The 25,830-nt window shown below is 72.1% G+C and carries 25 protein-coding genes; 15 read left to right on the forward strand and 10 right to left on the reverse strand.

Annotation, left to right across the window (positions count from 1 at the left end; all coding sequences use genetic code 11):
- Window position 1 precedes the first annotated feature (1 nt).
- Window positions 2-949 (reverse strand): hypothetical protein, encoded by a 948-nt coding sequence (locus tag P8A18_RS32510; RefSeq protein WP_306061287.1) that lies wholly within the window; start codon window positions 947-949, stop codon window positions 2-4.
- Between the two features lie 117 nt (window positions 950-1,066).
- Window positions 1,067-1,375 carry a hypothetical protein gene (locus tag P8A18_RS32515; protein WP_018552928.1) on the reverse strand — a complete coding sequence of 103 codons (309 nt, stop codon included), beginning with the start codon at window positions 1,373-1,375 and terminating at the stop codon, window positions 1,067-1,069.
- Window positions 1,376-1,477: 102 nt separating this feature from the next.
- On the opposite strand from P8A18_RS32515, the gene P8A18_RS32520 reads away from it, so the two are divergent.
- Window positions 1,478-2,383, forward strand: coding sequence for an oxygenase MpaB family protein (locus P8A18_RS32520; protein ID WP_306060408.1), 906 nt, complete (start codon window positions 1,478-1,480; stop codon window positions 2,381-2,383).
- On the opposite strand, the gene P8A18_RS32525 is transcribed toward P8A18_RS32520, so the two are convergent.
- Window positions 2,380-2,889, reverse strand: a complete 510-nt coding sequence (locus tag P8A18_RS32525) for a MarR family winged helix-turn-helix transcriptional regulator (protein ID WP_306060410.1) — start codon at window positions 2,887-2,889, stop codon at window positions 2,380-2,382. The two genes, P8A18_RS32520 and P8A18_RS32525, sit on opposite strands and share 4 nt — an antisense overlap.
- A gap of 90 nt (window positions 2,890-2,979) precedes the next feature.
- Between P8A18_RS32525 and P8A18_RS32530 the strand changes: the two genes are divergently transcribed.
- On the forward strand, window positions 2,980-5,091 hold the full coding sequence (locus P8A18_RS32530; protein WP_306060412.1) for an MMPL family transporter: 2,112 nt from the start codon (window positions 2,980-2,982) through the stop codon (window positions 5,089-5,091).
- Window positions 5,092-5,157: 66 nt separating this feature from the next.
- Here P8A18_RS32530 and P8A18_RS32535 read toward each other — a convergent pair whose 3' ends face one another.
- The gene (locus P8A18_RS32535; RefSeq protein ID WP_018552924.1) at window positions 5,158-5,733 is read right to left on the reverse strand and encodes a TerD family protein; all 576 of its coding nucleotides are present in this window, start codon (window positions 5,731-5,733) and stop codon (window positions 5,158-5,160) included.
- Window positions 5,734-6,143: 410 nt separating this feature from the next.
- On the opposite strand from P8A18_RS32535, the gene P8A18_RS32540 reads away from it, so the two are divergent.
- The 5 genes from P8A18_RS32540 to P8A18_RS32560 all read left to right on the forward strand — a co-directional run bounded on the left by P8A18_RS32540 (window position 6,144) and on the right by P8A18_RS32560 (window position 10,927).
- Entirely contained in the window at window positions 6,144-7,625 is a 1,482-nt protein-coding gene (locus P8A18_RS32540) for an LCP family protein (protein WP_445978202.1), read from the forward strand.
- A 118-nt stretch (window positions 7,626-7,743) separates the two neighbouring features.
- Complete coding sequence (locus P8A18_RS32545) at window positions 7,744-8,157, forward strand: roadblock/LC7 domain-containing protein (protein WP_018552922.1); 414 nt, start codon at window positions 7,744-7,746, stop codon at window positions 8,155-8,157.
- A gap of 192 nt (window positions 8,158-8,349) precedes the next feature.
- Window positions 8,350-9,501, forward strand: coding sequence for a DUF6397 family protein (locus P8A18_RS32550; protein WP_306060414.1), 1,152 nt, complete (start codon window positions 8,350-8,352; stop codon window positions 9,499-9,501).
- A 40-nt stretch (window positions 9,502-9,541) separates the two neighbouring features.
- Window positions 9,542-10,030, forward strand: a complete 489-nt coding sequence (locus tag P8A18_RS32555; RefSeq protein ID WP_306060416.1) for a GNAT family N-acetyltransferase — start codon at window positions 9,542-9,544, stop codon at window positions 10,028-10,030.
- Between the two features lie 258 nt (window positions 10,031-10,288).
- Window positions 10,289-10,927: an LAETG motif-containing sortase-dependent surface protein gene (locus P8A18_RS32560; protein WP_018552920.1), complete on the forward strand. Its 639-nt coding sequence runs from the start codon at window positions 10,289-10,291 to the stop codon at window positions 10,925-10,927.
- A 165-nt stretch (window positions 10,928-11,092) separates the two neighbouring features.
- On the opposite strand, the gene P8A18_RS32565 is transcribed toward P8A18_RS32560, so the two are convergent.
- Window positions 11,093-13,348 carry a SpoIIE family protein phosphatase gene (locus P8A18_RS32565; RefSeq protein ID WP_306060419.1) on the reverse strand — a complete coding sequence of 752 codons (2,256 nt, stop codon included), beginning with the start codon at window positions 13,346-13,348 and terminating at the stop codon, window positions 11,093-11,095.
- A gap of 218 nt (window positions 13,349-13,566) precedes the next feature.
- Here P8A18_RS32565 and P8A18_RS32570 point away from each other — a divergent pair, with 218 nt between their 5' ends.
- The gene (locus tag P8A18_RS32570; RefSeq protein ID WP_306060421.1) at window positions 13,567-14,637 is read left to right on the forward strand and encodes an enoyl-CoA hydratase/isomerase family protein; all 1,071 of its coding nucleotides are present in this window, start codon (window positions 13,567-13,569) and stop codon (window positions 14,635-14,637) included.
- A 57-nt stretch (window positions 14,638-14,694) separates the two neighbouring features.
- Here the strand turns inward: P8A18_RS32570 and P8A18_RS32575 are convergent, their stop codons facing one another.
- The 3 genes from P8A18_RS32575 to P8A18_RS32585 form a co-directional block, all read right to left on the reverse strand.
- On the reverse strand, window positions 14,695-14,925 hold the full coding sequence (locus P8A18_RS32575) for a hypothetical protein (RefSeq protein ID WP_306060423.1): 231 nt from the start codon (window positions 14,923-14,925) through the stop codon (window positions 14,695-14,697).
- 88 nt (window positions 14,926-15,013) lie between these two features.
- The gene (locus P8A18_RS32580; protein ID WP_306060425.1) at window positions 15,014-15,499 is read right to left on the reverse strand and encodes a hypothetical protein; all 486 of its coding nucleotides are present in this window, start codon (window positions 15,497-15,499) and stop codon (window positions 15,014-15,016) included.
- Window positions 15,500-15,561: 62 nt separating this feature from the next.
- Window positions 15,562-16,938 (reverse strand): FAD-binding oxidoreductase, encoded by a 1,377-nt coding sequence (locus P8A18_RS32585; RefSeq protein ID WP_306060427.1) that lies wholly within the window; start codon window positions 16,936-16,938, stop codon window positions 15,562-15,564.
- A gap of 177 nt (window positions 16,939-17,115) precedes the next feature.
- Between P8A18_RS32585 and P8A18_RS32590 the strand changes: the two genes are divergently transcribed.
- A complete protein-coding gene (locus P8A18_RS32590; protein WP_306060429.1) occupies window positions 17,116-17,952 on the forward strand; it encodes a pentapeptide repeat-containing protein in 837 nt (278 codons plus the stop codon).
- A gap of 15 nt (window positions 17,953-17,967) precedes the next feature.
- Here P8A18_RS32590 and P8A18_RS32595 read toward each other — a convergent pair whose 3' ends face one another.
- Window positions 17,968-18,474 (reverse strand): SRPBCC family protein, encoded by a 507-nt coding sequence (locus P8A18_RS32595; protein ID WP_306060431.1) that lies wholly within the window; start codon window positions 18,472-18,474, stop codon window positions 17,968-17,970.
- Window positions 18,475-18,696: 222 nt separating this feature from the next.
- Between P8A18_RS32595 and P8A18_RS32600 the strand changes: the two genes are divergently transcribed.
- The 5 genes from P8A18_RS32600 to P8A18_RS32620 all read left to right on the forward strand — a co-directional run bounded on the left by P8A18_RS32600 (window position 18,697) and on the right by P8A18_RS32620 (window position 23,265).
- The gene (locus P8A18_RS32600; protein ID WP_306060432.1) at window positions 18,697-20,073 is read left to right on the forward strand and encodes a radical SAM protein; all 1,377 of its coding nucleotides are present in this window, start codon (window positions 18,697-18,699) and stop codon (window positions 20,071-20,073) included.
- Between the two features lie 141 nt (window positions 20,074-20,214).
- Window positions 20,215-20,766, forward strand: coding sequence for a glycoside hydrolase family 25 protein (locus P8A18_RS32605; protein WP_306060434.1), 552 nt, complete (start codon window positions 20,215-20,217; stop codon window positions 20,764-20,766).
- 53 nt (window positions 20,767-20,819) lie between these two features.
- Window positions 20,820-21,281 (forward strand): MarR family winged helix-turn-helix transcriptional regulator, encoded by a 462-nt coding sequence (locus tag P8A18_RS32610; RefSeq protein WP_306060436.1) that lies wholly within the window; start codon window positions 20,820-20,822, stop codon window positions 21,279-21,281.
- Between the two features lie 35 nt (window positions 21,282-21,316).
- Entirely contained in the window at window positions 21,317-21,586 is a 270-nt protein-coding gene (locus P8A18_RS32615) for a hypothetical protein (RefSeq protein ID WP_306060438.1), read from the forward strand.
- Between the two features lie 170 nt (window positions 21,587-21,756).
- Window positions 21,757-23,265, forward strand: a complete 1,509-nt coding sequence (locus P8A18_RS32620; protein ID WP_306060440.1) for a carboxylesterase/lipase family protein — start codon at window positions 21,757-21,759, stop codon at window positions 23,263-23,265.
- A gap of 24 nt (window positions 23,266-23,289) precedes the next feature.
- Here the strand turns inward: P8A18_RS32620 and P8A18_RS32625 are convergent, their stop codons facing one another.
- Complete coding sequence (locus P8A18_RS32625) at window positions 23,290-24,324, reverse strand: SCO7460 family lipoprotein (RefSeq protein ID WP_371933743.1); 1,035 nt, start codon at window positions 24,322-24,324, stop codon at window positions 23,290-23,292.
- Between the two features lie 263 nt (window positions 24,325-24,587).
- Between P8A18_RS32625 and P8A18_RS32630 the strand changes: the two genes are divergently transcribed.
- The gene (locus P8A18_RS32630; protein ID WP_445978203.1) at window positions 24,588-25,745 is read left to right on the forward strand and encodes a S1 family peptidase; all 1,158 of its coding nucleotides are present in this window, start codon (window positions 24,588-24,590) and stop codon (window positions 25,743-25,745) included.
- The last annotated feature ends 85 nt before the right edge of the window (window positions 25,746-25,830 follow it).

Raw genomic sequence — 25,830 nt, forward strand, 5'->3', positions numbered from 1 at the left:
GTCAGGACGGGCGCACGGCCAGCGCGTCCAGGGCCGTGAGGAGCCCCGGCAGTTCCGTGCCGCGCCCCACCGGAAGGATCTCGCCCGGCACCTCGTCCAGCAGCACGAACGCGATGTCGTCGGTCCTCGCCACCATCGACCAGCCGGGGCCGTCGGCCCGTATCATCCGGGCGTCCCCCGGCGCGAAGGAGGAGCGGACCCGGCCGGGCGGCGGCGGCTCGTCGGCATAGGCCCGCGCCTCGGCCAGGGCCCTGCGCACCCCGGGACGTGCGGCGGAAGCGTGCTTGGCGCCGGGGCCCGCCTCGGGGCCGTCCTCGGCCTCCGTGCCCGCGACGGCAGCCGCTCCGCTCCCAGCCCCGGTCTCGGTGCCGGTCCTGTCGGGGTCAGCGCTCGCGCCGCCCTCCGTGCCCGCCGTGCTCTCGCCGCCCGGCGGTGCGAACGCCGTCGCGTCGTCGATCTGGTCGCGCCAGTGCGCCCACTGCGAGGCGATCGCGTCCGCACCCAGACGCCGCTGCGCGGGCCCCCAGACCTCGGTGTCGGGCGGCGACAGCAGCGCGGGATCCTCACCGTCCGCCCCGGGGTCGGGCGCCGGGTCGTGCGGGGCGGGCACCCCGGGGGCGGCGACGGCGATGGCGAGGGGCCAGCCGGGGAGCGCGCAGACCACCGAGCGGTCGTCCGGCGAGAGGTCGTACTCCATGCCGCAGTCCCACGACGCGATCGCCACCGCCACCAGCGACACGTCGTCGATGACGACGGTCCACCGGGCGCCGTCGCCGTCCTGGCCCATCACGAGTCCGTACCCCTCGGCGTACGGCTCCAGCCGCAGCGCCGCGCACGCCGCCGGATAGTCGTCGCCGAGCACGCCGGGGAACTGCGCCGGAGTCAGCAGGACAGCGGTCAGCACATACAGAGCGTCGTTGTCGGCGACTGTGTCGTCCGTCCCGGCCACTGCACCCTCCTCGTCCGTCATGGATTTCCGTCGGCGCACCTTAACCAGTGGGTAACCCCCTAGTCGAGGCCCTGACGAGGCAGGACGATCCCCGGGGCGGCCCCCGCGGCGCGTGCCTCAGCCGTCGGTCAGGCCCAGGAGCTCGCGGGCCACCTTCTGCGGTGATTCGTTCCGCTCGCGGGCGAGCGCGATGAGCGCACGGCAGGCCAGCTCGCTCACGCCGAAGGAGAGCTGCTCCGGCGACACCCAGCCGCTCGCCTCGTCCATCCGCTCCTCGTCGTCCTCGGCCGACGCCGCGACGAAGGTGGCCGCCGCCTCGAAGAGGTTGTGCTGCCGGCGTGCGGGCGCCGGCGGGGCCGCGGCCGAGCGGCCGCCCCTGCGGCCCGGAGCCACGGCTCTGCGCAGGGCGCCGAATATCTCGGTCATGGGGGAACCGCCTTCCGTCAACGCGCGTGCGTCGCGCATACTCACCGTCCTGCCCCCGGACGTACGCTGGAACACTCGACCTGGACAAAGGGGGACGGTGCGGTGAAGCGTTACGACCGGCTGAAGGAGATCCAACGCCTCGATCCGGAACGGGACTTCCTCGAAATCTATCGGATCACCGCGACGTACGAGTTCCCCTGGGACATCACCCGAGCCCTCGAACTCGCCCTGTACCGCACCTATGCCGTCCCCAGCATCGGACGACTGCTCGCCGAGACCGCCGAACTGACGGAACGTTCCCAGAAGCGGTACGACGACACCGCACTGCTCCTGGACACCGTCGTCGAGCACGGCTTCGACAGCGACCCCGGACGTACCGCCCTGCGCCGGATCAACCGGATGCACGCCGCGTACGACATCAGCAACGACGACATGCGCTACGTCCTGTGCACCTTCGTCGTCACGCCGAAACGATGGCTCGACGCCTACGGCTGGCGCCGGCTCTGCGACCACGAGCTGCGGGCGTGTGCCGCGTACTACCGGACCCTGGGCGCGCGCATGGGCATCAAGGACCTGCCGCAGACGTACGCGGACTTCGAGCACACCCTCGACACCTACGAGGACGCCCACTTCGGCTGGGACGAAGGCGCGCGTGCGGTGTCCGACGCCACGCTGGACCTGATGGCCTCCTGGTATCCGCGCCCCCTCGCCCCGCTCGTGCGGGGCGCGAGCCTCGCGCTCCTGGACGACTCGCTGCTGAGGGCCTTCCGCTACGAGCGGCCGGCCCCCGTGGCCCGCGGCCTCACCCGGGGCGCGTTGCGTCTGAGGGCCCGCGCCGTCCGCCTTCTGCCGCCGCGCGGCACGCCGCACTACGCCAGGCAGAACCCGGAGATCAAGGGCTACCCACGAGGCTACGAGGTCGCCGCGCTCGGCACGTTCCCCACCCCGGGCACCGGCGGCTGCCCGGTCCGGGACCTCGCCGCGCCGGAGGCCCGGACAGGCCCCTAGGGCCGGGGCCCCGTACGCCGCAGCCGGCCCAGCTCGTCGTTCATGGCGTGCAGGAACCGCACCACGACGAGCAGCTCGTCCTCGTCGAACTGCTGACGGGCCGCCTCCGTCCCCGCCGCCAGCGGCTGGAAGAAATCGCGGGCGACGCGCTTCGCCGGGGCGGCGTAGTGAAGATGCACCACCCGCCGGTCGCCGCTGTCGCGTACCCGCCTGATGTGCCCCGCACGCTCCAGCCGGTCCAGACACGCCGTCACCGCACCCGAGGTGAGATCCAGCTGCTCGCGCAGCCGCCCCGGCGTCATGGCCGGCCCTCCCTCGCCGCGGTCCGCGTCCAGGACGGCGACCAGAGCCTGCATATCCGTCGGGTGCAGCCCCTGGGCCTGCGCGAACTCATGCGTGATGCGGTTGAACTCACTGTTCATACGGCGCAGCAGCACAGCGAACGACTGGAGGCCCGTGGGCCCGCCGTCCGTGCCTCTGTCCGGGCTCTCGTCTGCGGTGCGCATGCCCCTAGAGTAATATCTCTTGATCATTGAGATAATGAATGAACGAGATACATTCGGGATGTCTGTCCTGCGTCGACCCCTGGGGAAGCAATGAAGCCCGCACCGAGGCACCGTGTTGTCCGATGGCTGGTGCCCGTAGCGCTGCTCGTCGTCTGGCTCGGCATCGGAGGCGCCCTCGGCCCCTTCGCCGGGAAGCTCGGCGAGGTGGCGACGAACGACCGGGCGGCCTTCCTGCCGCGCAGCGCCGAGTCGACCAAGGTCGCGGACGAACAACAGGCCTTCCAGCGCTCCGGGACCGTACCCGCGATCGTCGTGTGGACGGCGGGGAAGGACGGGCTCCCGAGCGACGCCGGGGCTTCGGCGACCCGGGCGCTCGCCTCACTGTCCGGGAAGCCCGGCGTGGTCGGCAGGCCCTCGCCCGCGCAGCCGTCCGAAGACGGCGAGGCCCTGTCGGGCGTCGTGCAGCTGCGCTCGGACCTGGGAGACGAACTGCCGGACACCCTCGACCGGGTGCGTGACGCGGCCGGGTCGGTGGCCGGTACGACCGTCGAGATCGCCGGGCCCGCCGCCACTCAGGCCGATCTGAAGGACGCGTTCGCGGGCATCGACGGGCTGCTGCTGGGGGTGGCGCTGGCCGCCGTGCTGGTGATCCTGCTGCTCGTCTACCGGAGTGTGCTGCTGCCCTTCCTCATCATCATCAGCGCCGTCTTCGCCCTCGCGCTCGCCTGCGCCGTCGTCTACGTCCTCGCGGACCACGACGTCGTCCTCGTGGACGGCCAGGTCCAGGGCATCCTGTCGATCCTGGTGATCGGGGCGGCAACCGACTACGCACTCCTGCTGACCGCGCGATTCCGGGAGGAACTGGCGGCGCACGGCGACCGGACGACCGCTGCCGTGGCCGCGCTCCGCCGCTCCTTCGGGGCGATCACCGCGAGCGCCGCCACCGTGGCCCTGGGACTCCTGGCGCTGCTGCTCAGTGACCTGACGAACAACCGCGCCCTGGGACCCGTGGGGGCCATCGGGATCGTCTGCGCGGTGCTGAGCACGATGACGTTCCTTCCCGCCGTCCTGGTGCTGTGCGGACGGGCCGCGTACTGGCCCGCCAAGCCGCGCCCCGCCGACGAGGCGACCGGCGGGCACGGCATCTGGCGCCGGATCGCCGCCCGGGTCGACGGGTCCCCGCGCAAGGTGTGGCTCTCCTGCGCGCTGGTCCTGGTCGCCTGCGCCGCGTTCGCGCCCACGCTGAAGTCCCAGGGTGTCCCGCTGGACGAGATCTTCGTGAACGACGCCCCCTCCGTCTCCGCCCAGGCCACCCTCAGCAAGCACTTTCCCGGCGGCTCGGGCAACCCGGCCGTCGTCGTCGCGGCGGCCGGCCGGGCCGAGGAGGTGACCGCGGCGGCCGAGGCGACCGACGGGGTGTCCTCCGCGGCGCCCGTCACCGCGTCGGGCCGGCCCGGCGGGGGCAAGCCGCTCGTCGTGGACGGCCGGGTGCGCATCGACGTGACCCTGGACGACGCCGCGGACAGCGACGCGGCCACGGCGACCGTCAAGCGCCTGCGTACCGCTGTGCACGAGGTTCCCGGGGCGGACGCGCTCGTCGGCGGCTACACGGCGCAGCAGTACGACACCCAGCGCACCGCCGAGCGCGACCGCGGCATCATCGTGCCGGTGGTGCTCGTGATCATTCTGCTGATCCTGATGGGCCTGCTGAGGTCCGTCCTGGTCCCGGTCCTGCTGGTGGCCACCGTGGGCCTCAACTTCCTCGCGACCCTGGGCGTCTCGTCCCTGGTCTTCAAGCACGCCTTCGGCTTCAGCGGTACGGACGCCTCGGTGCCGCTGTACGGGTTCGTGTTCCTGGTGGCCCTCGGCGTCGACTACAACATCTTCCTGATGTCACGGGTCCGCGAGGAGGCGCTGCGGCACGGGGCGCGTAAGGGCATGATCAGGGGCCTGGTCAGCACGGGAGGGGTCATCACATCGGCGGGTGTGGTGCTGGCCGCCACCTTCGCCGCGCTGATCGTGATCCCGCTCGCCTTCCTCGCCCAGATCGCGTTCATCGTGGCCTTCGGCGTCCTGCTGGACACGCTGGTCGTGCGGTCGCTGCTGGCTCCGGCGCTCGTCGTGGACATCGGGCCCCGGGCATGGTGGCCCAGCACCCTCAGCCGGACCGCGCGGGAAGCGGAGCCGTCGGCCTCCGCGTGACGGCCGTGCGGACACAGCCGGCCCGGCCGCCGCAGACACGGAGCCGGGCCGGTGGGGCGGTCGCGGTCAGACGTTGACGCCGTAGTCGGACGCGATGCCCGCCAGACCGGAGGCGTAACCCTGGCCGACCGCGCGGAACTTCCACTCGCTGCCGTGCCGGTAGAGCTCGCCGAACACCATCGCGGTCTCCGTCGACGCGTCCTCGCTGAGGTCGTAGCGCGCGAGCTCCACGCCGTTGGCCTGGTTCACCACGCGGATGAACGCGTTGCGGACCTGGCCGAAACTCTGCCCCCGGCTCTGCGCGTCGTGGATGGATACCGGGAAGACAATCTTCGCGACATCGGCCGGTACCGCCGAGAGGTTCACGTTGATGGACTCGTCGTCGCCCTCGCCCTCACCCGTCAGGTTGTCACCGGTGTGCTGAACGGAACCGTCCGGGCTGTTGAGGTTGTTGTAGAAGACGAAGTGCAGGTCGGAAAGGACCTTCCCGTGGTCCGCGCACAGCAGCGCACTGGCGTCGAGATCGTGGTCGGCACCGGTCGTCGTCCGTACGTCCCAGCCCAGGCCGACCGTCACCGCGGTCAGGCCGGGCGCCTCCTTCGACAAGGAGACGTTGCCGCCCTTGGCCAGGGTCACACCCATGAACTTCCTCCAATGATCCAGTGGTTCACCGGCCGTCGCCGAAGAGGCGGCGGCCCCGCCCTTACTCTTCACGATTCGAGAGGATTTGCCCAGGGCGTGGGCGAGGTCCGGCCCGCTTCCTGGAAGGGTCCGGTGAACGGAAGCGCTCTTCCCGCGCTCTCTCCTGGTGTCTTCCGGTCAATGTTTCCGGTGTCCGTGTGGGGACAGGGGATCGGATTGACGATGGAGACGCCTCACAGCGCCGCACGACAAGCACGTCACGACAGAGCCTCACGACAAAGCCTTACGACAAAGCCTCACGACAAAGCCCTACGACAGAGTTGCACGACCTTGACAACGCACGACAGCACGACCGTGCCGGTGCCGCCGACAGGCCGCCCCGCACGTCAGCCGGATGAACGGGGTGGCCCATGACAAGCAGGAACAAGGGAACGGGAGCGGGGGGCAGGGCGAGCCGCCTGCGGCGGACCGCGGTGTCCGCTCTGTCCTTCCTCGTCCTGCTGGTCGCCGGGGTCGGCTGGGGATACCTGAAACTGACCGGCAACATCGATACGTTCAGCGCCGACGGCATCTCGGGCGACCGGCCACCGGGCACGGCCGGAGGGCAGAACGTCCTCGTCATCGGCTCGGACACGCGCTCCGGGGACAACAGCGGACTCGGCGGCAGTACGGGCGCGGTCGGCCGTTCCGACACGGTGTTCCTCCTTCACGTCTACGCCGACCGCAAACACGCCGTGGCCGTATCCGTCCCGCGGGATGCCATGGTCGACATCCCGGCCTGCCGGAAGCCGGACGGCACCTGGACGGACCCGCGGCGGCACAGCCAGTTCAACGGGGCGTTCTCGGTGGGGGAGACCGCCGAGGGCAATCCCGCCTGCACCCAGAACACCGTCGAACACCTCACGGGACTGCGCGTCGACCACACGGTCGTGATCGACTTCGCCGGATTCTCCGCACTCACCTCGGCCGTCGGCGGGGTGCGGGTCTGTCTGCCGCAGGATGTGTACCAGCGCGATCTGAACCCCAAGCTGGCGACCCGGGGCTCACGGGTCTTCGCCAAGGGCGAGCAGACGGTGTCCGGACAGCGCGCCCTCGACTACGTCCGGCTGCGGCACGGCATCGGCGACGGCTCGGACATAGGGCGGATCAAGCGGCAGCAGGCCTTCGTCGGCTCCCTGGTGAAGAAGATCAAGTCCCGTGGTATGAACCCCACCACCCTGCTGCCACTGGCCGATGCGGCGACGGACGCGATGACCGTCGACCCGGGGCTCGGATCGGCCGACAAACTGCTCTCCTTCGCCCTGTCGATGAAGAACGTCGACCTGCACAACACCAAGTTCGTCACCGTGCCCTGGCGCTACGAGGGCGCCCGCGTCGCCGTCGTGGAACCGGACGCGGACGAGTTGTGGGCCGCGCTGAAGGCCGACCGCACGCTCGACGGCAAGGAAACCAAGGGCGGCAGGGCGGGATCCGGCGCCTCACCCGAGGCATCGCAGCCGCCGGTCTCCGGTATGGGCATCGACGTCGCCGTCTACAACGGCACCACGGTGACCGGACTCGCGGCCCGGGCGGCCGGCCTCCTGAGCGCACACGACTTCGGTGTCACCGGCAGGGCCACCGCGCAGGACCAGAACCGCTCCCGCACCGTCGTCGCCTACGGCCCCGGCCTGCGCGACGAGGCCCGTACGACGGCCAGGCTCTTCCCCGGGGCGCTGATCGAACAGTCCACCGACGCCGGAATCCAGCTGATCGTCGGACAGGACTACGCGGACGCCCCGTCGCCCGCCCCCGACGCCTCGTCCCCCTCCGCGGCGTCCGGCGTACCGGCTGACGTCGCCGACGGGGCCCGCTCCGCCGACGACGACCCGTGCGAGGACCTGTCCTACGGGTGAGCTCCGGCGACCGCTTCCGGACCGGTGGGCCGAGGGGGGTGCTTGCCCGTACGTGACCTGTGCGCAAGGCTTGTACACAAGCGAGGCACGGGGAACGCGTGAACGGGGAGGAAACGCAATGGCGCTGGACAAGGAACTCGACTGGATCCTTGACGATCTCACCAAGCGGGTCGAGTACATACGGCACGCCCTGGTGCTGTCGAACGACGGCCTGGTGACCGGCGCGAGCGCCGGACTGGCCCGGGAGGACGCCGAGCACCTGGCGGCCGTCTCGTCCGGGCTGCACAGCCTCGCCCGCGGATCGGGACGGCACTTCCGCGCCGGAAGGGCCCGGCAGACCATGGTGGAGTTCGACGAGGCACTGCTCTTCGTGACGGCGGCCGGGGACGGCAGCTGCCTGTGCGTACTGAGCGAGGCGGAGGCGGACGTCGGTCAGGTGGCGTACGAGATGACGCTCATGGTCAACCGGGTGGGAGAGCACCTCTCCGTGTCGTCACGACAGGACGGCACCGGGGGAATCAGCCGGATCTGACGACGCTCGACCGCAGACTGCCGCCCGGCCCGTGGAGTTATCCACAGGCCGGGCGGCCGTTGACTTTCCCGGACTACTCTGGTCACAGAGAGTAATTGGTTCATACGGGGGAGTATCGCCATGTCGACAACAGAGACGCGCGGAAATGTGCCTGGAATCCGCTCGTTCGCGGTGGAAGCACGGGAAGCGGGGATGCCGGAAGCGGCTATCTCGCGCTACGACCGCGCCCATACGATGGCGGCCGGCCGGGCCGCGACAGAACTCGGGCTCAAGCGGGGCGAGTTCGAGCTGGCGGTGTACCTGGGAGCGGTCAGGGTGACAAGTGGCGGCCCGGACGGCGTGCGGCCCGGGGTCCACCGGGAGGAGATGGAGAGCCTCCGGGCCCAGGACGGTTTCCCCGGCGCGCTGCGCGAGCGGGTGCGTACGGTCGGGACGGCGGAGGGGGCGGCCCTGCTCGGGATCAGCCCGGTCCGCTTCACCCGGCTGGCGAGGGCCGGGTGCGTCACGCCCGTCGCCTTCTACCTCAACCGCTACCGGGCGGTCGTATGGGTCTATCTCGCCCAGGAGGTACGGGCGCTGGCGGCCCGGTCGCCCGAACTCCTGGTGGGCAACAGCCCGCCCTGGTTGCGCGACCGGCTCGATGGCGGGGGCGACTGCCGGCCGCGCAACTGGCGCTCGCGCAGGATCGAACGCCTGCTGGCCCTCACCCGGGACCCCTGGGCGCGCGCGGCGATCGTGGCGCAAGGACTGGACCCGGTCCAGCTGGCCGAGGTGGTCGACGATCCGTACGAGCGGGCCTACTTCGGCAAGGTCGGTCCGGGCACCGTATTCGGCCGGAGAGGGACGGTCGCCGGGCGGGAAGCGATGGCGCGGCTGATGCCGGCGGACGAACCGGACGAGATCCTCTGGCGCCGCGTCAGCCTGATCGCGGAACTGGACGCCGCCCGCGAACACCGCCCGGCCCCGCGACCGGGCGACGAGCCGCCGACGGGACCGGGGCAGGAGGGCGCACCGGTTGCGGCCGGCGAACCGGTGCCGGCCACCGAGGTGGCCGGGCCTGTCGAGTCGGTGCCGCTTGCCGGGGCGGGCGGACCCGGAGCGGCGGCTGCCCCGGGCGCACCGGTCACGTCCTGCCGGGCCGTCGGGTCCGAAGGGCCGGGCGGGCTGCTGGCACGGCTCCGGCTGCGCGGGGCCCGGGGATGGGGGCGGCGCGGACTGAGGCAGGGGACGGCAGCCGGGTCGCGGCGGCCCGCCCGCCGCCGTCGCCGTGCGGCGGACAGGGGCCGCGCGTTCGCCGGGCGGGAAGGCGGGCCGGCGGCCGGAGACGTGGGGAACCCCGGATAAACGCTGGTCGACGCGGCGTCGGCAAGGCATTGTTCTCGCCATGTTGATCAGGGAAGCCACCACCGAGGACTGGCCCGCGATCTGGACCTTCTTCCACGACATCGTCTCCGCGGGCGAGACCTTCACCTACCCGCTGGATCTCAAGGAGGCCGACGCCGTCGACTGGTGGCTCATGAAGCCACCGCACCGGACCGTAGTGGCGGTCGCCGACGACGGGACCGTCCTCGGCACGGCGAAAATGAACAAGAATCACATGGGCAACGGGTCGCACATCTCCAGTGCCAGCTACATGGTCGACCCCCGGCACTCCGGGCAGGGCGTAGGGCGGGCCCTGTGCGAGTACACGCTCGACTGGGCCCGTGCGGCCGGGTACCGCGCCATGCAGTTCAACGCGGTGGTGGAGACCAACGCCGCCGCGGTGGGACTCTACCGTTCGCTCGGCTTCGAGATCCTGGGCACGCTGCCGGAGGGTTTCAACCACCCGGCCAAGGGCTTCGTGGGACTGCACATCATGTACCGCCGGCTCTGAGCGCGCGAGGCCCGACGGTGCCGGACGGGCGTCCGGGGCGCGGGCGGGCGGCACGGACCGGCGCCGGGCGCTCACTTCACGCCACCACGCGGCGGGCGCCCCGGCCGACCCGGTGTCCGGCATGTCCCAACCGGCGACGGTGTGGGGGCCGTTGTGACACGGAATCGGTTGTGGGGCGGGTGCACACATCGGGGACGAGGGCAGTACTGTGCGCTCCACCGCCATTCGGGCGATGAAACATCTGCGGAGGAAAAATCCATGACCATACCCAGGAGATCGTGGCGCGCTGCGGGAACGCTCGCCGCCGCCGCGGTTGTCGGTCTGTCCGGCGCGGTCCTCACCGCCGGTCCGGCCGCAGCTCACACCCCCACCTGGGCCGTGACCTGTGACGAAGTCAGCCTGCACCTGACCCAGTACAACGACCGTGTCACCAACGAGGTGACCGTCACCGTGGACGGCAAGGACCTGCTGCCGACGGAGAAGTTCGGCAAGGGGTTCGACAAGAAGATCGCGCTCCCGGAGCACGACCAGCCCCTGACGGTGCACCTGGTCGTCAAGGCCGGTGACGGCGACCAGTACTCGAAGGAAGACACCAAGCAGGCGCCGGTGTGCGAGGACAGCACCCCGACCCCGCCGTCGACGCCCACGCCGACTCCGACCGAGACGAAGCCGTCCGAGACGCCGACCACGTCGTCTCCCACCCCGACGGACACGCCGAGCGACTCCGCTTCGCCGTCTGCGCCCGCCGCAGCCACGCCGAGCCCGAGCAGCCCGGATCTGGCCGAGACCGGTTCCTCGTCCGCCACTCCGATCATCGGTGGCGCGGCCGTTGCCGTGCTGCTGGCCGGCGGCGGCATCATGTGGTCCGTGCGCAAGCGTCGTACCGCGCAGCACTGACGCGGTCCGGCGGCCCTGACGCGCACAGCGCGCCCGGGTAGCCGGCGGAGGGGCGTACCGCACACGCAGGGCGTGTGCGGTACGCCCCTCATGCTGTCCGCCTCCCGCGGCTGCCTGTTCCCGCCGCTGTCCGCCACACACACGCACACACACGGCCGCCCGGTCTCACCGCGGTCCGTCCCCGGCCGCCGGTCCGTTGCCGGCTGCCGGTCCGTTGGCGGCTGCCGGTCCGTTGGCGGCTGCCGGTCCGTTGGCGGCTGCCGGTCCGTTGGCGCCGTTGTCCTTCAACGGCTCGGCGACGCTTCGGTGTACGGGGGGCGAGGTGGGCGGCGCCGCCGGTCCGATCTCGCACCAGACCGCCTTGCCCTCGCCCCGGGGCTCGATGCCCCATCGCGTGGCGACGGCGTCCAGCAGCAGCAGACCGCGGCCCGAGGTCGCGGTCTCGCCCGGCGAGCGGCGCCTCGGCCAGGTGCTGGAGCGGTCCTGCACCGAAAGCCGCACCCGGCGTACCGGCTCGGGCAGCACCTCCAGGGTGAGGACGGCGCCGCCCTCCGTGTGCAGCAGCACGTTCACCAGCAGTTCGCCGGTCACCAGCTCGGCATCGTCGGCGAGTTCGGCCATCTCCCAGTCGGTCAGGGCCTGGCGCACGATCGTCCGCGCCTCGGAGAGCCCCTCCGGATCCGCCTGGTGGATGTACTGGTGCAGGCGCGGCGCCCGGGGCGAGCCCGGGTCGGGACTGCGCCGCAGCACCAGCAGCGCGACGTCGTCACCGGAGCCCCAGCGTTCCCACAGCCGGTCCGAGAGATGGTCGGCCAACGCCTCCGCACCCGCCGGTCCCGCACTGACCTCGGTGATCAGCGTGCGCACCCCGGCGTCGATGTCGGCGCCCGGCTCCTCCACCAGCCCGTCCGTGTACAGGACCAGGGTCTCGCCCGGCACCAGATCGAGCCGGGTCTCCGGGTACTCCTCGTCACCGAAGTCCGTCGAAATGCCCAGCGGCATGCCCCCGCGCACCTGGGGGCTGCCGACCCGGCCGTCCATGTGCCGGATCAGGGGCCCGAAGTGACCGGCCCGCACCACCCGTACGGTTCCGGACTCCAGGTCGACCTGGGCGTAGGTGCATGTGGCGAACCGCTCCGTGTCCAGCTCGGCGAGGAAGCGGGAGGCCCTGGCCAGCACCGTCGACGGCGGATGCCCCTCGGCGGCGTACGCGCGCAGCGCGATCCGGAGCTGGCCCATGATCGCGGCCGCGTGCGTGTCATGGCCCTGGACGTCACCCACTACGATCCCGAAGCGGTTCTTCGGCAGCGCGATCACGTCGTACCAGTCGCCGCCGACCTGCCGGCCGCTCCACGCCGCGTGGTAGCGGACGGCGATCTCGCCGCCCTCGATGTCGTGGATGCGCGGCGGCAGCATCGCCGACTGGAGCCCGGTGGCGAACTCGCGCTCCTCGTCGAACAGCTTGGCCCGCTGGAGGGACTGGGCGACGATCGCGGCGAGCCCCAGACAGAGAATGCGTTCGTCGGGCTTGAAGGAGGTGCGCTCACGGTAGAAGAGGGCCAGCCCGCCGAGCGACCGCGCCTGCGCGACCAGCGGAAGGTAGGCCGCAGCCTGGAACCTCAGACGCCCCACGTACGGTTCGAGCACCGGGTAGCGCCGCGTCAGTGCCGCCAGGGAGCTCACGAATCTCGGCCGGCCGCTCAGCACGGTGTCGGCCAGCGGGAACTTCGGGTCGAGGCGGCCCGAACCCAGGTCGCCGATGGCCTCCAGGGACTCGCCGCTCACCGCGATGACGTTCAGCACCGCGTTGTCCAGCAGCCCGAGCGCGAGCCCGTCGGCGCCCAGCCGTGCCAGTCCACCGGGCCCCGTCAGGGCCGCGGTCACGTCGTCCACCGTCACCGCCCGCGACAACGCACTCGTTGTTCGTTCAACGATATCGGTCTGCCGTCGGCGGCGTTTCTCCAGTTCCAGCACGAAGGCCGAATGGGTGACCTCGGCCGTCGCGTCACGCACCAGACCGATCACCCGGCGCGCCTTCCCGTCCTCGCCGCGCAGGATGCGCCCCTGGACATGGGTCCACTGTTCGCGGCCGTCGGCGAGCGGAATCCGGAAGTGGACGCTGTACGAGCTGACAGAACTCTTTAGCGCGTCGTCCGTCTCCACGCCGAGCCTGATGCGCTCCCCGGGCTCCAGACGCTCCGCCAGGGTCTCCGGCCGCGCGTCGTAGGAGGCCGGGTCCAGGCCGAAGACCAGCAGGCCGGCCTCGTCGATGTCGAGCGTCCCGGCACCGAGATCCCACTCGAAGCTGCCGGTCCGGTTCATGGCAAGCCGCTCCGCCGTACCGGTCTCGCAGGCCGGCGCCTTGCCGGTGGGCCGGCCCGGCGGGCCGGGAATGACCGGCGGCCCGTTCTGATCGGTCATTCCAGCTCCGAGGATCGTCCGGCGGGTCTGCCGTACGGCGTGCCCCAATTGTCGGGCCGGTGCGGTACGTCTGCCACAGCGGGAACCGCCCCGCACCGCCGCCCGGCACCCCGGGCCACCCCTCGTGCCCCCTGCCGCGGCGCGCCGCGCACAATGGCAGCGGAAGATCGTCCGCGCCCCGCGGACGGTAGGGCACCAGGGCAGACCGGAGCGCACGCATGAACCACGAGGATCCCGTCCTGCTGCACACCGAGGGACGCGTCCGCCACCTCACGCTCAACCGCCCCCGCGCCCTGAACGCGCTGAACCACGCCATGGTGCTGCGCATGGCCGAAGCGCTCGACGCGGCGGAGCAGGACCCCGGCGTCACCGCGGTGCTGCTCACCGGCGCGGGGGAGCGGGGCCTGTGCGCGGGCGGCGACATCCGCGCCGTCCGCGACGACGCCGTGGCCGGCGGCCGCGCCTCACTGGACTTCTGGCGTGACGAATACCGGCTCAACGCACGGATCGCCCGCTTCCCCAAGCCGTACATCGCGCTCATGGACGGCATCGTGATGGGCGGCGGCGTCGGAGTCTCCGCCCACGGCTCCGTCCGGATCGTCACCGAGCGTTCCCGCATCGCCATGCCGGAGACGGGAATCGGATTCGTTCCGGACGTCGGCGGAACGTACCTCCTGGGGACCGCGCCCGGCGAACTCGGCACGCACCTGGCCCTCACCGGCGAGGCGATCGGCGCCGCCGACGCGCTGCTCTGCGGCCTCGCCGACCACTTCGTGCCCGCCCAGGGGCTCGCCGCCCTCGTCGCCGACCTCGGTGCCTGCACCACGCCCGAGGCCGTCACCGCGACCGCCGGGCGGCACGCCCGCCCCGCACCCGGCGGCGTGCTGGCCGGCCACCGGGCCTGGATCGACTCCTGCTACGCCGCGGACACCGTGGAGGAGATCATCGACCGCCTCACCGGCCACGAGGCCCCCGCGGCCAAGGAGACGGCGGCCATCATCCTGGCCAAGGCACCCACCTCACTGAAGGTGACCCTCGAATCCGTGCGCCGGGCGCGCCGGCTCGGCGGCCTCGAAGCGGTGCTCGACCAGGAATACCGCGTCTCGACCACCGCCTTCGCCGGGCCCGACCTGGTGGAGGGCGTCCGGGCGCAGATCGTGGACAAGGACCGCGACCCCCGCTGGAACCCGGCCGAGCTCTCCCGCGTCACCCCCGCGGACGTCGCCCGCCACTTCGCGCCCCTCGGCGACCGCGAACTCGGTCTCGGACCGGCACCGGAAGCCGGCTGAACCCGAAGCGGTCCGTCCGGGGCCCGAGACCTCGCACGGCGCGTCGGGGCGAATGGCTCAGTGGCCGCCGCTGCCCGACAGGCTCGGCCGGATCGACCGGACGAGGTCGAAGAACCGGGTCTCGTTGCCCGAGAGCCCCGCGCGCCGCAGCGCCCCGTCGGCCTCCTCGATCGGCGAGGCGAGCAACGGCAGGTACAGCGGGGCGTCCCGCGGATCGGAGAGGACCGCCCGGGTCGCCTCCAGTAAACGGACATAGGCCTGCGCCGCGGCGAGTTCGTCCTTGCGCATCTCAGCATCTCCCGGTCAGAGGTGTCGGACCCACAAGCATCCCCCACGGGTCTGACAGTCACCCCCGGTCAGGGGTGCGGCACGGCCTCTATCGGCCGTCCGGCCGACGCCCGCCCACCGGAGGCTCGACCTCCAGGAACCGGCGGCCGCGCGGTCCCCGGTACAACAGCGCCGTCCACCCCGCCTCCCGCAGCGCCGCCGCGCACCGGGTCAGTTCGCCCTCCTCCTCGTAGGCGGCCCCACTGCCGGGCGGCCCCGGCCACTCCACCCGCGCCGTGCCCGGCGAGGACCCGGCGGCCACCCGGTACCCCTTCGCCGTGCGCCGCCCTGACAGGCCGACGGCCGAGGCGGGCAGCCCCGCCGCCTCCAGCGCCAGGGCGACGGCCCGCACCGGCCGGTGCAGTTCCCATGGCGCCGGTACGGACTCCGGGGCGGCGTGGCCGGCATTGGCCAGGCGCCTGATCTGGAGCAGTCCGTCGAACGCGGTCCGCACCGAAGCGGCCCGCGCCGGTCCCGGCTCCGACGGGCCGTCCCCCGTGGCCGGTTCGAAGCCGCCGTCCGCCTCGGCGCCCATCCGCATCCCCTCCGCCGTACCGTCCTGGTGCCAGTGTGCGCCGCCCCACCGACAACCGGCGGTCAGGGCCGGGCGGCTCCGAGCACCTTGCCCGGGTTGAGGATGCCGTGCGGGTCGAGCGCCGCCTTCACCGCGTGGTGCATGCCGAGCACCGCGGGTCCCAGCTCCTTGTCCATGCCGCGCATCTTCAGCAGCCCCACCCCGTGCTCACCCGTGACCGTGCCGCCGAGCGCGATCGCGTCGTCCAGGATGTCCTCGAAGGCCGACTGGGCGCGGGTCCGGGCCGCTTCGTCGCCCGGAGGCGTGATGATGAGGGGGTGGAGGTTGCCGTCGCCCGCGTGCGCGATGTTGGCCACCAGGATGTCGTGCCGGGCGGCCGTCCGCTCGATCCGGGCCAGCATCTCCGGGACCGCGGTGCGCGGCACACAGACGTCCTCGGTCAGGACCGGACCCAGCCGCTCCAGCGCCGGATACGCCAGGCGCCGCGCCTGGAACAGCGCGTCCGCCTCCTGCTGGTCCGTGGAGACGGCGGCCCAGGTCGCCCCGGCCCGCTCGAAGCAGTCCCGGATGAGCTCGGCCTCGGCGTCGCCCTCGGCGCCCGGTGTGTCGACCCGGCCGAGCAGCACCACGTCGGCGTCGGCGGACAGCCCCATCTTCTTCCAGGCGTCGACCGCGGCGAGACAGTGCCGGTCCACCAGTTCCAGCGCGGACGGGATGACCCCGGAGGCCGTCACGGCGCTCACGGCCTCACCCGCCGCGACCACCGAGGAGAAGTATCCGGCCACCGTCCGCTCCTGGAGCCGCGCCGGACGCAGCCGCACGGTGATCTCCGTGATGACCCCGAGCGTGCCCTCCGACCCCACCATCAGCCCGGCCAGGTCATATCCGGCCACCCCCTTCGCGGTGCGGCGGCCCAGCGACACGACCTCGCCGAGACCGTTGACGACCTCCAGGCCCAGCACGTAGTCGCGGGTCACGCCGTACTTGACGCAGCACATCCCGCCGGCGTTGGTCGCCACGTTCCCGCCGATGGTCGACCAGGGCGAACTGGCCGGATCCGGCGGGTACCACAGACCGTGCTCCGCGCTCGCCGCCCGCAGGTCGTCGTTGACCACACCCGGCTGCACGACCGCCAGCCGCTCCGCGCGGTCGATGGAGACGATCCGGTTCATGTCCTCGAAGGACAGCACGATCGACCCGTCCACGGCGTTGGCACCGCCGGACAGACCCGTGCCCGCGCCGCGCGGCACCAGGGGAATGCCGTGGGCCAGGCAGTGGCGCACCACCTCCTGGACCTCGGCGGTGCTCTGCGGCCGCACCACGGCCATCGGAGTCCCGTACGGAGCCCATTCGGCCTCGTCGTGCTGGTAACGGCCCAGGCCCGCCGGATCCGTCAGCACCCGCTGGGCCGGAATGCTGTCGACTGGTGCGTTCGCCACGAGAGTGGCCACCTCCCACATTGGATGTACTACGCATCATTATCGCGCGGGGGCCGCCCGCTCCGCGGACCAGGGACGGCACGCGGGGCCGATAGGCTCTGGACCTGTCCGGCGGACCAGGGCCGGACAGGCCCCAGAGCCGCTCACGAAGTCCCCGCCCCGGAGGATCCACGTACCGTGCCCGACCACGACCGCCCGGCCGGAGCCGGCCGCGCCGCACTGCGCGCCGACTGCGGGAACTGCTTCGCCCTGTGCTGCGTCGCACTGACCCTGACCCGGTCGGCCGACTTCGCCGTCGACAAGGCCGCCGGTACGCCCTGCCGCAACCTCCGGGACGACTTCCGCTGCGGCATCCACACCCGGCTGCGCACCGAGGGCTTTTCCGGCTGCACCGTGTACGACTGCTTCGGGGCGGGCCAGAAGGTGTCGCAGGAGACCTTCGGAGGGCGGGACTGGCGCGGTGCCCCGGAGACCGCGCGGCAGATGTTCGACGTCTTCCCCGTCGTCCGGCAGCTCCACGAACTGCTCTGGTACCTCACCGAGGCGGCCACCCTGGCGCCGGCGCGCCCCCTGCACGGCGAGATACGGCGCACCCTGGAGGCGACCGAACGCCTCACCCGCCTCGAAGCCGACGCCCTCGCGGACCTCGACGTCGCGGCGCACCGGGGCGAGGTCGCCGCCCTGCTGGCGCGCGGCAGCGAACTCGTACGCGCCACGGCGCCCGGCCGCAGGAAGCGCAACCACCGCGGCGGCGACCTCATCGGCGCCCGGCTCAGGGGCGCCGACCTGCGAGGGGCCGATCTGCGCGGCGCCTACCTCATCGCGGCGGACCTCAGCGGCGCCGACCTCCGCCTGGCCGACCTCATCGGCGCGGACTTCCGGGACGCGGACCTGTCGGGCGCCGACCTGACCGGTGCGCTCTTCCTGACGCAGGCCCAGCTGAACGCCGCCCGGGGGAGCGGCGCCACCCGGCTCCCGCCGTCGCTCGAACGTCCCGCGCACTGGGCGAAGTGACGGGACACCAGCACGTCAGGACCGCGGCGTCTCCAACGCCGCCTTGAGGCGTTCGAGCGTGGTGCGGATGTTGCGGCGCTGGAACACGGCGAAGGTGTGCCCCCTGGTGGCCACCCGGTCGAAGGCGTTGGCCACGGCATCGGGCCAGGCCCTGCGGTCGTCGGTCCAGGTCTCCGTGACCCGGGTACCGCCCTCCACGGCTTCGAAGCGGTACTCCCACGTGGCGATGGGCCCGCGCAGCAACGGCCGCCGGACACCGATCGCATGGACCCGGAAGGCGAACCTGCGGCCCGGATCGGCCGCCGTCACCGTGCACCGCGTCGTCCAGCTCACCGGGCCGCGCTTGTTGCGGCCGTCGAAGACCATGCCGACATACGCGTCCCGACGCTCACCCCGCACCCGCGCTCCCCGGTTCTCCGGGCTCCAGCGGCCCATCGCCGTCGGGTCGCTCAGCCGGGCGTACACATCGGCGGGATCGGCGAGCACGACGATGCTGTCCGACACGGTCATGGTGCGGGGCATGGGGCACTTCCGTTCCGCGGCCGGCTGCGGTCACCACCGGGCGTCGGGCCGGCCGCACGGCCGACGGGCTCCCGCCCCCACACCTTACTGACCGGTCACTTAGGATCCGGCGGCGGGGAGTGACGGATCCGGCAGCCGGAACGAGAACGCCCCGCGGCCGTGGTTCGTTGCACAGAACGTCGCACCCGCAACACCGCCGACGACCGACCGAGGAGCCCGCACATGCCGAGCCGCACCGACCCCAGCCGCACCGAGCCCGGCGGCACCGACACCGGCCGCACCCGCCTGATCGAGCGGCTGATGGAGCAGTTCCCGCACGTGCCGCGGGAAGCCGTCATCAAGGAGGACCTGCTGCGCGGCGGTCTCGCCTTCGACGAGTCCGCGCTCAGCGACAACGAGGACGGCGACGTCAAGCCGAAGTCCTACTTCATCTTCTCCTTCGACCACGGCACCCTGCCCGAGCTGGGCGCGGCCGCGCTGCGCCGCCCCCCGGAGGAGATCGTGCTCACCGGAGGCCCGTACGAACTGCGGCGCACCGTCGTCTCGGTGCGGGTCAACCCGGCGTCCCCCTACCGGGTCGCGGCGGACGACGACGGCGTGCTCGGGCTCTACCTCGACGGCAGGCGGATCTCCGACGTGGGCCTGCCGCCCATGCCGGACTACTACCGGCACACCCTCGCCAACGGCAAGTCCGTGATGGAGGTCGCCCCGACCATCCAGTGGGGCTACCTCGTCTACCTCACCGTCTTCCGCGTCTGCCAGTACTTCGGCGCGAAGGAGGAGTGCCAGTACTGCGACATCAACCACAACTGGCGCCAGCACAAGGCGGCCGGCCGCCCGTACACCGGGGTGAAGCCCGTCGAGGAGGTCCTGGAGGCGCTCGCCGTCATCGACCGGTACGACACGGCGAAGACCTCCACCGCGTACACCCTCACCGGCGGCGCCATCACCTCGCACATCGGCGGCCGGGACGAGGCGGACTTCTACGGCCAGTACGCCAAGGCCATCGAGGAGCGTTTCCCGGGCCGCTGGATCGGCAAGGTCGTCGCCCAGGCCCTGCCCAAGGCCGACGTCCAGCGCTTCCACGACTACGGGGTGCAGATCTACCACCCCAACTACGAGGTGTGGGACCGCCGGCTGTTCGAGCTGTACTGCCCCGGCAAGGAGCGCTACGTCGGCCGTGACGAGTGGCACCGCCGCATCCTGGACTCCGCCGACGTCTTCGGCGCCCGCAACGTCATCCCCAACTTCGTCGCCGGAGTGGAGATGGCCGAGCCGTTCGGCTTCACCACGGTGAAGGAGGCCATCGACTCCACCACCGAGGGCCTGCGCTTCTTCATGTCGCACGGCATCACTCCGCGCTTCACCACCTGGTGCCCCGAGCCGACGACGCCGCTCGGCAGGACCAACCCGGACGGTGCGCCGCTGGAGTACCACATCCGGCTCCTGGAGGCCTACCGCGCGACGATGGAGGAGTACGGGCTCAGCTCGCCCCCCGGCTACGGCCCGCCCGGACCGGGGCAGGCCGTGTTCTCCGTCAGCTCCTTCATGGACAGCCTCCCGGCCGCGCCCGAGGCCGGGGACAGCGCCGAGAAGTGAGCGGCCCGCGCATGTGTGCCGGAGCGCGCGCCCCGGCACACATGCGCATTCACGCTTCGGTGAGGCCATCGCGGGGGTGAGGAGCGGATGCGGGGGGAAGGTAACCGGAACAGTGCTAGTCATTTGTAAAGGCGGTGCCCCATGCTGCACGGTGTCGATGTCAGCGCCCATCAGTCCTCCTTCGACGCGGACGGACTCGACTTCGTCTTCATCAAAGCCACCGAGGGCCGCTCCTACGTCAATCCACGTCTGACCGACCAGACGAAACGGGCCCGCGACGCCGACTGCGTCGTCGGCTTCTACCACTTCCTGTGGCCCGGGAACATCGCGGCCCAGGCCGAGTACTTCGTGAGCAAGGCGCCCGAGAAGGCGGGCGATCTGCTCGCCGTGGACTGGGAGCAGAACGGCGAGGGCACCCACGCGAGCAACGCCGAGAAGGACCGCTTCATCCGCGAGGTCAAACGCCTGCGGCCGCACCACCGCGTCCTGCTCTACTGCAACCGCTACTTCTGGCTGAATCACGACACCACGTCCTACGCGGGCGACGGGCTCTGGATCGCCGACTACGTGACCGCGGGAAAGCCGCGCGTCAAGGCGTCCTGGCGCATCCACCAGTACACCGACCACCCGCTCGACAAGGACGTCGCGAACTTCTCCTCGCGCTCCGCCATGCGTACCTGGGCGCGCAACTGACCCGTCCTGAGTAGGTGCACACCCATCATGGGTGCGGCCCTACGATATGTCCGGTGAACGAGACCCCGCCCAGCCTCCTGGGACTCACGACCTACCTCATGACGAAGACGGGCAAGGCGGCGCGCGGCCGGCTCGCCGACCGGCTGGCCGAACGCGGGCTGCGGCTCTGGCACATGGCGGTGCTCGCCGCGCTGACGGACTTCGGCCCCCATGTGCAGCGGGAGCTGGCCGGGCGGCTCTCGATCGACCGCAGCGACGTCGTGAAGATCGTGGACGGGCTCGGTGCGGCGGGTCTGGTCGAGCGGGCCCGCGACGCCGCCGACCGGCGGCGGGTCACGGTCACCGTCACCCCCGAGGGCCGCGCCCTGCTCGAAAGCCTGAAGGCGGACGCGCTGTCGGTGCAGGAAGAGGTTCTGGCCCCGCTGAACGCCCGTGAACGGGCCCGGCTGACGGCCCTGTTGCGCCGCGTGCACGACGGGGCGCCGGACACCGCGGGGGCGCGGCCAGGTCGTTGACCGATTCGGCGCGCCGCGTGCGGCAGACTTCTGTGGTGACCACACCCGCGGCCCAGCCGCCTCGTGACCGTGCGCTCGGGCGCGGCATCTCCACCCTCATCCCGCAGGCCGCGACCACCTCGCCGGCCGAACAGGCGGCAGCCGTGCTGACGGCCATGCGCAGCGTTCCGGTGCGCGTCGGGGTGCTCCAGGCGGCGGTGGTGCTGCTGGAGGAACGGGTACGGGCCACCGGCGACGAGGCGGAACGGGACGCGGCGGCGACCACGGTGGCCATGCTCCGCAGCGCCATCGGCCAGGCCGGCTGACACCGCTCCCGTACACCGCCCGCACGCGGCCTCGCCCTCGTCACCCCCGCTTAATCGGTTCGCGCCGAGGCCGGTCGGTACGTGATCCTGAGCACCGCCTCCGCCCGGGGGGGGGGGGGGGGGGGGGGGGGGGGGGGGGGCGAACAGTGAAGGGCAGCGGCGAGGCGTTGATGAGCAGTGTGTACGAGACGGTTTGCGGGCGGGTACGCGGACGGAGCCCGGCGCGGGGAGTCGTCGCCGTCCTCGGAATCCCGTACGCCGAGCCCCCGTTCGGCGCGAACCGCTTCCGGGCGCCGCGCCCCCGCGCGCCCTGGGAGGGCGTCCGTGACTGCACGGTCTTCGGCCCCGTCCCGCCGCAGTCGGCAGAGCTGCCCGGCGCCCCGTCCTGGGCGCCCGGCGACGAGGACGTGCTGAGCCTCAACGTCTGGGCGCCGGCGGGCGCGTCCGGCCCGCTGCCGGTGCTGGTCTGGATCCCCGGGGGCGCCTACACCTTCGGCTCCGGCGCACAGCCCGACTACGACGGCGCCGCGCTCGCCCGCACCGGACTGGTCGTCGTCACCCTGAACTACCGCCTCGGCTTCGAGGGCTTCGGCCACGTACCCGCCGACGGCACGGACGCCTGCCCGCCCAACCGGGGACTGCTCGACCAGATCGCCGCGCTGGAATGGGTCCGCGACAACATCACCGCGTTCGGCGGGGCACCGGACAACGTCACCCTGGCCGGACAGTCGGCCGGCGCCACGGCCGCGGTCTGCCTGATGACGATGGACGGCGCCCGGGGCCTCTTCCGCCGCGTCATCGCGCACAGCGCGGTCGGCCCCTGCTTCGCCCCTGAGCTCGCCGGGCGCGTCACCGCACGGGTGGCCGCCGAGGCGGGCGTCCCGGCGACCGGCGCCGCACTGGCCGAAGCGTCCCCGCAGGCGCTGGTCAGGGCGTCCGACGCGGTCACCGAGGCGTATCGGAAGGACCCGGACTCCGGCCGGCTGCACTGGGACCCGGTGGTCTACGGGCCGGTCGCCGACGGGCACCTGCTGCGCGACGACCCGTTGGCCCTGATCGCCGAGGGCACCGCCCGGGACATCGACCTGCTCGTCTGCCACACCACCGAGGAGTACTGGCTGATGGACGCCGTCGGCAGCAGCGCCGACGTCGCCACGGCCGAGCGGCTCCGGCGCTTCGCCTCCGACTTCGGCCTCCCCGGCCCGCTGATGGAGGGATACCGCGCGCTCATGCCCAAAGCCGGCGCGTACGAACTCCACCTCGCGGTCTACGGGGACCTGATGTTCGGCGAGTACAGCAACCGGCTCGCCGACGCGCACGCCCGCGCGGGTGGCCGGGTGTTCCTGTCCCGGTTCGACCGGCGGCGAGGGGAAGGACGGTCGAGGGTGCGCGCCTGGCACTGCGCGGACGTGCCCTTCGCCTTCGGGAACGTGGACGAGGAGAGCGTTCACTTCCTCATCGGCGGCGCGCCGACGCCCGGGGACCGCCGCCTCGCGGAGCTGATGACCGCGGCCTGGTCGGGCTTCGCGGCCACCGGCGATCCGGGCTGGGAACCGGGCGACGGCCATGTCCGGGTGTGGGGGGCGCAGGGCGCGTCGGCGGCGCCGGGCCACTGGCGCGACAGCGCGTCGGTCCGCGCGCTGTGGGGCACGTACACCTACCGTCCCGCCCTCACCTGACGGGGGAGACGGCGGTGCAGGGGGTCACATCGGGGGCAGTCGCAGAGGTCCCCGGCCCTCGCGCACCTTGCCGACGTGTCGCAGCTCGCCCAGCGGCTCGCCGTGCAGATCCGTGGTCACCAGCACGGCCTGATCACCCAGGCACGACTTGTCCCCGTCCGGCTCCTCGCAGTAGAGCACGTAACCGGTGACCCGGTCGACGGTCCCGGGCTCCAGGCGCCACACCCAGTCGTAGTCGCTGACCTGCACGCGCGGGTACGTCGCCCGGAGCCGGTTCCCCACGGCCTCGTGCACGGCCGCGGCGAACTTCTCCCGCGCCTCGAACGGCCGGACGATCCGGGCGCTGCCGGAAGCGGGGTCGATGCGTCCGTCCGTCGCCGCGTAACCCACCGAGTAGTAGTTGTGCGAGGTCAGGGCCGCCAGCAGGGAGGTCGAGCCCAGCCGCATCGCCGTCGGCTGCGACTTCTTTCCCCTGGGCCGGCCCTCGGCGACGGACGGCGAGGCCAGGTTCACCGCGGCGCCCTTCACCTCGGTCCCCTCCTTTCCGCTGCCCGCCTCCTCCTTCCACTGCCGTACGCACGAGCCGATGTCCTTCAGCAGGGCGGTCACCGTGGCATTGGCGGGGGAGGCGACGATCCACGGAGCACCGGTCTGCGGTTCGATCGCGATCACCTCGTGGCCGCAGCGCCGGAAGGTGTCCACGAGCACCCGCAGCGCGGCCGCTTCCCGCCGCCCGCGCTCCACCGCGTCGTCCATGACACCCCGGCACGTGTGGGTGTTGCACGTGCCCGCGTCGGCGTCCACCCTCATGCGGACCACGGCGTCGGGGTCGTCGGTCATCGCGAAGGTGATCTCCGAACCACCCGCCTGCGGGAACAGCTTGTGGGCCTCGATCACCTTGAGAACACCCGGGTAGTAGGTGTCGGCCAGCTTCGCGGCGAACTTGCGGTCCTCCTTCGTGCTCACCACCCCGCACCCCGTGAGCGCCAGTGCGAGCGCGCACGCCAGCGCGCCGGCAACTCCCGCTCCGGCCTTGCGTGTTCTCGACGATCTGCCCATGCCCGCTCCGTATCCCGGTACGCCCCTGCGCCCGGACCTGCCCGCGTGTCCGATGTGACAGTAGGACCGTCGGGCGTGTGGGGGGATGAGTACGCCTACTCATCGGGCGGACCGTACGGCCACTCATGTCATTGGCATGGACCTGCTCACATGTATTCGGCTACAGTCCCGAACGGCACACTCTGAGAGCGCTCTCAGAAGAGACGCCTCGGACGCCTGCTGTTCCTCCCCCACCCAGCCGGAACACCAGAAGGGCCAAAACCTTGAGACGCACCACAGCCTTGAGAACCGCACTGTCCGTCGTGCTCCTCGCCGGAGCCTGGGCGGGTGCCGGATTCCCGTCGGCCTCCGCCGCGGACACCCCCGCCGCCCCGTCCCGCGCCGCCGCGCCGGCCTCGGACGGGCTGCTCACCGCCATGCAGAGGGACCTCGGCCTGACGGAAGGCCAGGCCAGGGCGCGGCTCTCCGCCGAGAAGACCGCCACCGCACTCCAGCCCAAGGCGCGCCACGCGGCCGGGGCCTCGTACGGCGGCTCCTGGTTCGACCCCGCGACGGGTGACCTCACCGTCGCCGTCACCAACGACAAGCAGGCGGCGGCGGTACGGGCGACGGGCGCCGCGGTCCGGCTCGTGACCCACACCGAGCAGCGCCTCGACTCGGTGAAGGCGAAGCTCGACAAGCTCGACGCCCCGGCGGGCGTCAGCAGCTGGCACGTCGACCCGCGCGTCAACAAGGTCGTCATCGGCGTCGTCGCGTCCAAGCAGTCTGACAACGATGTCCAGAAGTTCATCGAGCGGGCCGAGAAGACCGGTCCGGTCACGGTCGAGCACACCGCCGAGGCACCCCGGACCTTCTCGGCGGGAACCGTGGGCGGTGACCCGTACTACACGGGCAACGTGCGGTGCTCCATCGGCTTCTCCGTGTACGGCGGCTTCGTCACGGCCGGCCACTGCGGCCAGGCAGGCGCCGGAGTCAGTGGCTGGGACGGCTCGGCGATAGGCAACTTCCAGGGCTCCTCCTTCCCCGGCGACGACTACGCGTGGGTCAGCGTCGGCAACGGCTGGTGGACCGTCCCCGTGGTCCTCGGCTGGGGAACGGTCTCCGACCAGCTCGTGCGGGGCTCCAACGTGGCCCCCATCGGTGCGTCGATCTGCCGCTCCGGCTCCACCTCGCACTGGCACTGCGGCAACGTGCTCGCCACCAACGACACGGTCAACTACAGCCAGGGCGCCGTCTACGAGATGACGAAGACCAGTGTCTGCGCCGAACCCGGAGACTCGGGCGGCTCGTTCATCAGTGGTGACCAGGCGCAGGGCGTCACCTCGGGCGGATGGGGAGACTGCGCCTCGGGCGGCGAGACCTGGCACCAGCCGATCAACGAGATCCTGAACCGGTACGGGCTGACGCTCCACACAGCCTGACCAGCACCAGCACCAGCACCAGCACCAGCACCGGGCCCGGGGCCTGCCGGACGTGACGGCGGGCCCCGGGCTCGTGCGTGCCGTG

The organism is Streptomyces sp. Mut1 (genome assembly GCF_030719295.1).
In the GTDB taxonomy this organism is placed as follows: Bacteria; Actinomycetota; Actinomycetes; order Streptomycetales; family Streptomycetaceae; genus Streptomyces; species Streptomyces castrisilvae.